6 protein-coding genes and 2 pseudogenes are annotated in these 8,625 nt (G+C 65.3%); 5 read left to right on the top strand and 3 right to left on the bottom strand.

Annotation, left to right across the window (positions count from 1 at the left end):
• Both ABDW21_RS06655 and ABDW21_RS06650 read left to right on the top strand, forming a co-directional pair.
• Positions 1-1,325 (top strand): IS1634 family transposase (locus ABDW21_RS06655; protein ID WP_343710202.1); only part of this gene is annotated, 1,325 nt, incomplete at its 5' end.
• A gap of 78 nt (positions 1,326-1,403) precedes the next feature.
• Positions 1,404-1,718 (top strand): annotated as a pseudogene (locus tag ABDW21_RS06650) (hypothetical protein); the annotation flags it as partial.
• 31 nt (positions 1,719-1,749) lie between these two features.
• On the opposite strand, the gene ABDW21_RS06645 reads toward ABDW21_RS06650, so the two are convergent.
• Positions 1,750-3,234: a PE-PPE domain-containing protein gene (locus tag ABDW21_RS06645; protein ID WP_343710201.1), complete on the bottom strand. Its 1,485-nt coding sequence runs from the start codon at positions 3,232-3,234 to the stop codon at positions 1,750-1,752.
• A 228-nt stretch (positions 3,235-3,462) separates the two neighbouring features.
• Here ABDW21_RS06645 and ABDW21_RS06640 point away from each other — a divergent pair.
• Positions 3,463-3,786: pseudogene (locus tag ABDW21_RS06640) on the top strand (hypothetical protein); the annotation flags it as partial.
• 31 nt (positions 3,787-3,817) lie between these two features.
• On the opposite strand, the gene ABDW21_RS06635 reads toward ABDW21_RS06640, so the two are convergent.
• Both ABDW21_RS06635 and ABDW21_RS06630 read right to left on the bottom strand, forming a co-directional pair.
• A complete protein-coding gene (locus ABDW21_RS06635; RefSeq protein WP_343602750.1) occupies positions 3,818-5,272 on the bottom strand; it encodes a PE-PPE domain-containing protein in 1,455 nt (484 codons plus the stop codon).
• A 146-nt stretch (positions 5,273-5,418) separates the two neighbouring features.
• On the bottom strand, positions 5,419-5,856 hold the full coding sequence (locus ABDW21_RS06630; RefSeq protein ID WP_343602748.1) for an SRPBCC family protein: 438 nt from the start codon (positions 5,854-5,856) through the stop codon (positions 5,419-5,421).
• Between the two features lie 81 nt (positions 5,857-5,937).
• Here ABDW21_RS06630 and ABDW21_RS06625 point away from each other — a divergent pair, with 81 nt between their 5' ends.
• Both ABDW21_RS06625 and ABDW21_RS06620 read left to right on the top strand, forming a co-directional pair.
• Positions 5,938-7,317: an FAD-binding oxidoreductase gene (locus tag ABDW21_RS06625; RefSeq protein WP_343602746.1), complete on the top strand. Its 1,380-nt coding sequence runs from the start codon at positions 5,938-5,940 to the stop codon at positions 7,315-7,317.
• Entirely contained in the window at positions 7,314-8,624 is a 1,311-nt protein-coding gene (locus tag ABDW21_RS06620; RefSeq protein ID WP_343602744.1) for a class I SAM-dependent methyltransferase, read from the top strand. Before ABDW21_RS06625 ends, ABDW21_RS06620 begins: the two co-directional genes overlap by 4 nt.
• Position 8,625: the final 1 nt, after the last annotated feature.

Raw genomic sequence — 8,625 nt, 5'->3', positions numbered from 1 at the left:
TCAGCGGCTGTGATGAGGACGACCTGTATGCGGCGATGGACTGGGTGCTTGAACGCAAAGAAGGCATCGAAAAATCCTTGGCCGACCGGCATTTGGTCAACGGCACGCTGGTGCTCTATGACGTGTCCTCGGCGGCGTTTGAGGGCCGCACCTGCCCACTGGGGGCGATCGGGCACCCCCGTGACGGGGTGAAAGGCCGGCTGCAGATCGTCTACGGGCTGCTGTGCTCGCCCGCCGGGGTGCCGATCGCCATCGAGGTGTTCGAGGGCAACACCGCCGACCCGAACACCCTGGCCGCCCAGATCACCAAGCTCAAAACCCGGTTCGGGCTGTCCCGGGTGTGTCTGGTCGGGGATCGGGGCATGCTCACCCACGCCCGCATCCGCGACGAGGTGCGCCCCGCGCAGCTGGATTGGATCAGCGCGTTGCGCGCCCCGCAGATCAAGGCGTTGGTCGAGGAGGGCGCGCTGCAGCTGTCGCTGTTCGATACCCAGGACCTGTTCGAGATCACCTCCCCGGAGTTTCCCGGCGAGCGGCTGGTGTGCTGCCACAACCCCGCCCTGGCCGAGAAGCGGGCCCGCAAACGCCAGGATCTGTTGGCCGCCACCGAAAAAGAACTCACCCCCATCGCCGCCGCCACCGCCCGCGCCAAACGCCCGCTGCGCGGGCGGGACAAGATCGCGCTACGGGTGGGCAAAATCATCAACCACTACAAGATGGCCAAGCACTTCACCCTCGAGATCACCGACACATCCTTCACCTTCACCCGCAACACCGAGGCGATCGCCGCCGAGGCCGCCCTCGACGGCATCTACGCGCTGCGCACCAGCATGGACGAACACACCCTGGGCCGCGACGATGTCGTGTTGCGCTACAAGAGCCTCGCCGATGTCGAGCGGTTCTTCCGCACCCTCAACAGCGAACTGGACGTGCGGCCCATCCGGCATCGGCTGGCCGACCGGGTCCGCGCCCACATGTTCTTGCGCATGCTGTCCTACTACCTCATCTGGCACATGAAAGCCGCCCTGGCCCCAATCCTGTTCGTCGACAACGACAAACGCGCCGCGGCCGCCAAACGCGCCAACCCCGTCGCCGCCGCCCAACGCTCCGATGAAGCGCTGGCCAAGGCCGCGCGTAAACGCACCACCGAGGACACCCCGGTGCACAGCTTCACCAGCCTGCTCGCCGATTTGGCCACCCTGTGCGCCAACCAGATCCAGCCCGCCAACGACATGCCCGCATTCACCATGCCCACCAGCCCCACCCCACTACAGCGGCGGGCCTTCGCACTCCTCGACGTGTCCCACCGCCACGGCCTGGCGTAGTCAGTGCAACCACCCCACCAGAGCGCAAAACCCCAGCTCAACTCCCCAACCCGTCACCACACCAGGGGGAACTTCGGGCTAGCGGCGCTGGTGCAGGATCTGCCGACCTATGATTCTGCGGCCGTTCAACTTTCCCGCGTCGGCGTCGAGCGGCTGCTGGAGGTGTGCGGCGAATTGATAGGCGTGACACGCGCGCAACGCGCGGCGTTCGGGCCGATGCATCCGGGCCGCGCCGACGTGATCGGTGCCGGGGCGATCATCGTGCGGGAGTTGGAATTAGCGCTGCGCGAACGGGCCGGCATTGCGGAGCTGACCGTCAGCGAACACGACATTCTGGACGGCATTGTGATTCTGGACGGCATTGTGCTGTCGATCGCCGCCGCCGCCCGATGACACCATCGGTGGTCATAGACCGGGCGAAGCGCTATGGGGCCAGAGCCGCGAAGTCGTCGATAACCCCGGTGATCGCCTGGTCGACGAGCTCGAATTCGAAGCCGGCTACCAGCGTGAGCAGGCCGGTGTCCGCCGCAATCGGCAGACCGATGGCATCGAGCGGGTTGGAGAGGTGCTCCTGGACCAGGCTGATGTCGTAGGCGGGCAAGCTGGTCAGTACAGCATTGACGATGTCCGTTGTCTGTAACTGCAGGGCGCTCAGCGAGGCGCCGGCACTGGTGAACGCGTTGACGACGTCGGTGATCGTCGCTGCGGGATCACTGGCGGCGACCGACAATCCCGTCACCAGATCCGTCAGGCTCGCCAGCGGGGCCGGCGACGCCGTCGGCACCAACGACGACAAGGACAGGTCCGACATGTCGCTCCCGAAAGCGCTCACGCCCTGCTGCGCCCCGGCGGCCAACTCGTTGAGGACTGTTGCCGGGTTGACGTCGGGGAACAGCCCGATCGGGGTGGGCACATTCGCCGGTGTCGAATAGCCAAGGTTGTCGACGCCGTAGCCCAAGTTCACCAGCACCGTCAGGTCCGGCTGAATCAGGTCGACCAGCGGTTTCCCGACGACGGGAATACCCAGCAGCGGCTGCAGGAGCGGCAGATTGTCGTCGGGATACGGCAGCGCGCTCAGCGGGATCATGTAGTAATTGGTGAGGGTGTCCGCGCCGAGGCCCTCCGACCCCGGCAAGAGAAAGGCCTTGTCGAGCACGTCGGACGAAATGACGCTCGGGTCCAGGTAGAGGCCGTGGATGAAAATCGTTCCCGCCAAGGCGTTGAGGTCTGCCAGCACATCGATGGGGTATCGCGGGAAGTCGGCGTAGCCGTCGTATTCGATGGTGTAGATGTCGGTGGGTAAATCGTCGGCGGGGGTTGCGCCGTCGAACGAGAGGCCCAGGCTCGGCAGGCTCAAACCGTCGAAACGCTCAAGCAGCCCGCCGTTGGGGGCGCTGGGGTCGCCGACCAGCACGAACTGCAGGCCGTCGTCGGGCTCTGGCGTGCTGGACGGGTCCAACTGCTGCATGACCAGGCTGGAAACCGTGGAGCTCTGCGAGTAGCCGAACACGGTTGAGATGTCGCCGGCTGCCTGGTTGCTCGCGATGGCGTTTTCCACAATCAGCATGTCCTGGCCCATCGAGGTGTACAGGTCCGGAAAGCCCGCGAGGGGACCGGTCGTGGCGTTGGGGTCGTTGAGAGAAAAGGGCATGCTGAACACGGGATACTCCGGCGTGAACAGTCCGTCCGCGTAGGGGGCGGGGTAGGTGGTGTCGGGGAAATTGGGGTGGATGTAGAACTCGTCGGCGTGCTCCACATAGTCGGGCACGTTGAAGTTCGGCAGCGGTTGGCCGCTGCCGCCCATCACCAACCCGACGGTCGTCGGATCGGCGGGGTCCGGTGGAACATCCCCGGACGCGAGGGGCGGATTCGTCAGCGCGATCAGCGCCAGGAAACCGGCACTCGTCACCACTGCTGAGCTCAGCGAACGAATCGCACGACCTGACATTGTGACCTCCCGACCCGGGTGGAGCACTCAACGAATATGAGCTTGTGAATCATCGGTGCGGGCTGGCTGTTCCGGTGAACGCACCAAATCAGAATCACAGACAACGTTCGCCGCGGTCGCCAGACATGCCGAACATTGGACCGATCACTTAGTGTAGTCCGCGGCGACCGCCGCGCGTGACTGGATGACGTGACGACGCTAGCGGCGCTGGTGCAGGATCTGCCGACCTATGATTCTGCGGCCGTTCAACTTTCCCGCGTCGGCGTCGAGCAGCTGCTGGAGGTGTGCGGCGAATTGATAGGCGTGACACGCGCGCAACGCGCGGCGTTCGGGCCGATGCATCCGGGCCGCGCCGACGTGATCGGTGCCGGGGCGATCATCGTGCGGGAGTTGGAATTAGCGCTGCGCGAACGGGCCGGCATTGCGGAGCTGACCGTCAGCGAACACGACATTCTGGACGGCATTGTGATTCTGGACGGCATTGTGCTGTCGATCGCCGCCGCTGCCCAATGACACCATCGGTGGTCATAGACCGGGCGAAGCGCTATGGGGCCAGAGCGGCGAAGTCGTCGATGACTATGGTGACCGCCCCTTCAAGGACCGCCAATTCGAAACCGCCTGCAATTGTGAGCAAGGCGGTGTCCGCTGCGATGGGCAGGCCGATGGCATCCAAGGGGTTATTGAGATGGTCCAGGAACAGGCTGACGTCGTAGGCGGGCATGGTAGTCACCGCAGAATTGGCGATGTCCAATGTCTGCATCAGCAGGGCGCTCAGCGCGGCGCCGGCACTGGTGAACGCGTTGACGACGTCGGTGACCGTCGCTGCTGGATCACTGGCGGCGATCGACAATCCCGTCACAAGATCCGTCAGGCTCGTCAGCGAGGGCGGCGACGCCGCCGGTGACAACGACGACAACGACGACAACGAGAGGTGCGACATGTCGCCGCCGAAAGCGCTCATGCCCTGCTGCGCACCGGCGACCAACTCGTTCAGGACTGTTGCCGGGTTGACGTCCGGGAACAGCCCGAACTGGGTGGGCACATTCGCCGGAAGCGAATAGCCGAGGTTGTCGGCGCCGTAACCCAAGTTGATCAGCACCGTCAAGTCCGGCCCCAGCAGGTCGGCGAGCGGTTTTCCTATGACGGGGATACCCGACAGCAATGTCACCAGCGGTGCAGTCTCGTCGGTCATGTAGTAGTTGGTGAGGCTGTCCGGCGTGCCGAGGAGTTCCGATCCTGGCAACAGGATTGCGTCCTTGACCTGTTCAGGAGTCTGGATCAGATAGTCGCCGTGGATCGTCTCCAAACCCAGTACGGCGTTGACGTCCGCCAGGAAATCGATGGGATACTTCGGGAAGTCGGCGAAGCCGTCGTATTCGAGGGTGTAGATGTCGGTGGGGAAGTCGTTGGCGGGGGTTGCGCCGTCGAACGAGATCCCCAGACTCGGCACGTTCAAACCGTCGAAGCGCTCGGACAACCCGCCGTTGGGAGCGCTGGGATCACCGACCAGCACGAACTGCAGACCATCGTCTGGCATCGGGGTGCCGGACGGGTCGAGCTGCTGCATGACCAGGCTGGAAATCGAGGAACTCTGCGACCAGCCGAACACGGTTGATATGTCGTCGGCTGCCTTGTTACTCGCGATCGCGTTGTCCAGAATGAGCATGCCCTGGCCCACCGAGGTGCTCTGGTCCGGAAAGCCCGCGAGCGGACCGGTCGAGGCGTTGGGGTAGTTATCGGAGAACGGCATGCTGAGGACCGGATACTCGGGCGTGAACAGGCCGTTCACGTAGGGATCGGGGTAGGTGGTGCCGGGGAAATTGGGCTGGATGTAGAGGGAGTTGGCCGCTTGCACATAGTCGGATCCGGGGATCGGTACCCCACTGGGACCGATGACCAACCCGACGGTCGTCGGATCGGCGGGATCCGGTGGAACGTCTCCGGACGCAAGGGCCGGATGCGCCATCGCGGTCAGCGCCAAGAAGCCGGCACTAGTCACCACTGCTGAGTTCAGCGAGCGAATCGCACGACCTGACATTTCGACCTCCCGACCCGGGCAGAGCTCCAGGCAGTTATCAATAACCAAAGCATGCCCACTACCTCAGCTGGCGGAATGGTACTTCTCATCCTCTCCCTACGCAATCCTTAATTCTCCAGCTCCTTCTTCAGGTTGGCCAGCACCTGGGACTGGATCTTCTTCAACCCCAGCGGCGCGAACGTCTTCTCGAAGAATCCTTTGACCCCACCCGCGCCGGTCCATGTCGTCGTGACCGTGACGCTGCAACCGGGCCCCGCGGGAGCCACCGTCCAGGTGGTGACCATGGACGAGTTGGCATCTTTCTCGATGACGGTGTGACCGGCCATGTCGACGTCGGCCTGCACATCCCGAACCCGGGATTCGGTGGCCTGCAGCGTCCACCGGGCGACCGTCCCCTGCCCCTGGCCGCCCTGCAGCACCTGGTAGTCCCGGTATTGCGGGGGCAGGATTTTCGGGCGCACGGTCTGGTAGTCGGCGACCGCGGCCAGGACCGCCGCCGGCTGGGCATCGATCACGACCGCACTGGCTGCGCTGACCTGTCCCATGACCCACGACTCCTCTGCTGTCGAAGTGCTGACAGCGCGTGCCGCGCGATGCACGGGCCGCTGTCGGGGACTAGGGTATATGTGGTGCCTGTTCCTGCGGCCGCGGCAGCGGCGCATGCAGCCGGGGTGGAGCGGTTGCTGACGAGCTACCGATCCATCCCGGCGACCGCATCCGTCCGGCTGGCCAAGCCGACGTCGAATCTGTTCCGCGCCCGCGTGAAACGCGATGCGCCCGGCCTCGACACGTCGGGGCTGACGGGCGTCCTTGCCGTCGATCCGGAGGCCCGCACCGCCGACGTGGCCGGCATGTGCAGCTACGTGGACCTGGTGGCCGCGACCCTGCCCTACGGTCTGTCGCCCCTGGTGGTCCCGCAGCTGAAGACCATCACCCTGGGCGGTGCAGTCACCGGCTTGGGCATCGAGTCCGCGTCGTTCCGCAACGGCCTACCACATGAGTCGGTGCTGGAGATGGATATCCTCACCGGCGCAGGCGAACTGCTCACCGTGTCGCCGCAACAACACCCCGACCTGTACCGGTACTTTCCGAATTCCTACGGGACGCTGGGCTATTCGACCAGACTGCGGATCGATTTGGAACCCGTCAAACCGTTCGTGGCCTTGCGGCACGTGCGGTTCCACTCGCTGGACGCGATGGTGGCGGCGATGGACCGCATCGTCGAAACCCGCGGCCTCGACGGTGTGCCAGTCGACTATCTCGACGGTGTGGTGTTCAGTGCCGACGAGAGCTACTTGTGCGTCGGTGTGCGCACCACCACTGCCGGCCCGGTCAGCGACTACACCGGACGCGACATCTACTACCTCTCCATCCGGCACGAGACCGGTGTCAAGGAAGACCGGCTGACCATCCACGATTACTTCTGGCGCTGGGACACCGACTGGTTCTGGTGCTCACGCCCGTTCGGCGCGCAGAACCCGCGGGTCCGCCGTTGGTGGCCGCGGCGCTACCGGCGCAGCAGCGCCTACTCGAAGCTGGTGGCGCTAGACCAGCGGTTCGGCATCGCCGACCGGATCGACAAGCACAAGGGTCGCCCGCCGCGCGAGCGGGTGGTGCAAGACGTCGAGGTGCCGATCGAGCGCAGCACGGACTTCCTGGAATGGTTCCTCGACACCGTGCCGATCACGCCGATCTGGTTGTGCCCGTTGCGGTTGCGCGACCTCGACGGCTGGCCGCTGTATCCGCTTCGGCCTGGCCGCACCTACGTCAACGTCGGGTTCTGGTCCGCAGTGCCCGCCGGCGCGACCGAGGGGGCGACGAACCGGCGGATCGAGGTGAAAGTCGCAGAGCTCGACGGCCACAAGTCGCTCTACTCCGACTCCTACTACACCCGTGAGGAGTTCGACGAACTCTACGGCGGAGAGGCCTACACGACGGTCAAGAAAGCCTACGATCCGGATTCACGTCTCCTCGACCTCTACGCGAAGGCGGTGCAACGTCGATGACAACGATCAAAGAACCCGCGTCGGCCACCAACGGCAAGCTCACCCTGGCCGAGATCCTGGCACTGTGCGCACACGGCAAGCGGCAGCCGCTGAAGTTCACCGCCTACGACGGCAGCACCGCCGGTGCCGACGACGCCGCGCTGGGCCTGGATCTGCTGACCCCCCGCGGCGCCACCTATCTGGCCACCGCGCCCGGTGAGCTCGGCCTGGCCCGCGCCTACGTCGCCGGCGACCTGGCAGCGCGCGGCGTCCACCCCGGAGATCTGTACCCGTTGCTCGCCTCACTGGCCGACAGGATGGAATTCAAACGGCCGTCGCCAATGGTGTTGGCCGCCATGATTCGGTCGATCGGCATCGACCGGCTGATGCCGGTCGCGCCTCCGCCGCAGGAGGTGCAGCCCCGGTGGCGGCGAATCGCGGAGGGCCTGCGGCACAGCAAAATTCGCGACGCCGGGGCCATCCACCACCACTACGACGTCTCGAACACCTTCTACGAATATGTGCTCGGCCCGTCGATGACCTACACCTGCGCGGTATACCCCGAGCCCGACGCGACGCTGGAAGAGGCTCAGCAGAACAAGTACCGGCTGATCTTCGACAAGCTGCGCCTGCAGCCGGGTGACCGGCTGCTCGACGTCGGCTGCGGCTGGGGCGGCATGGTGCGTTACGCCGCCCGGCGCGGTGTCCGCGCGATCGGTGCCACGCTGTCGGCCGAACAGGCCGCCTGGGCCCGCCGGGCGATCGACGCCGAGGGGCTTTCCGAGCTGGCCGAAGTGCGGCACGCCGACTACCGCGACGTCAGCGACAGCGGATTCGACGCCGTCTCGTCGATCGGGCTGACCGAGCACATCGGGGTCAAGAACTACCCGTCCTACTTCGGCTTCCTCGCGCGTAAGCTGCGCACCGGCGGGCTGCTGCTCAATCACTGCATCACCCGCCGCGGCAACAAGTCGACCTTCCGTGCCGTCGGTTTCACCGACCGCTACGTGTTTCCCGACGGCGAGCTGACCGGCGCGGGACGCATCGTCACCGAAATCCAGGAAGCCGGGCTGGAGGTGGTGCACGAGGAAAACTTGCGGCATCACTACGCGATGACGTTGCGCGACTGGTGCCGCAACCTGGTCGCGCACTGGGACGAGGCGGTCGCCGAGGTCGGCCTGCCCGTCGCCAAGATCTGGGGTCTGTACATGGCGGCCTCGCGAGTCAGCTTCGAGCAGAACAAGCTTCAGCTGCATCACGTACTCGCCTGCAAGGCCGACGAGCGCGGCCGCGACAACCTGCCGCTGCGACCGTGGTGGCAGCCGTAGA

Origin of the sequence: Mycobacterium sp. (assembly GCF_039583805.1) — a bacterium.
Lineage (GTDB): Bacteria > Actinomycetota > Actinomycetes > Mycobacteriales > Mycobacteriaceae > Mycobacterium.
Note: the sequence above shows the minus strand (reverse complement) of the source record. Positions and strands in the feature narration are given on the sequence as shown.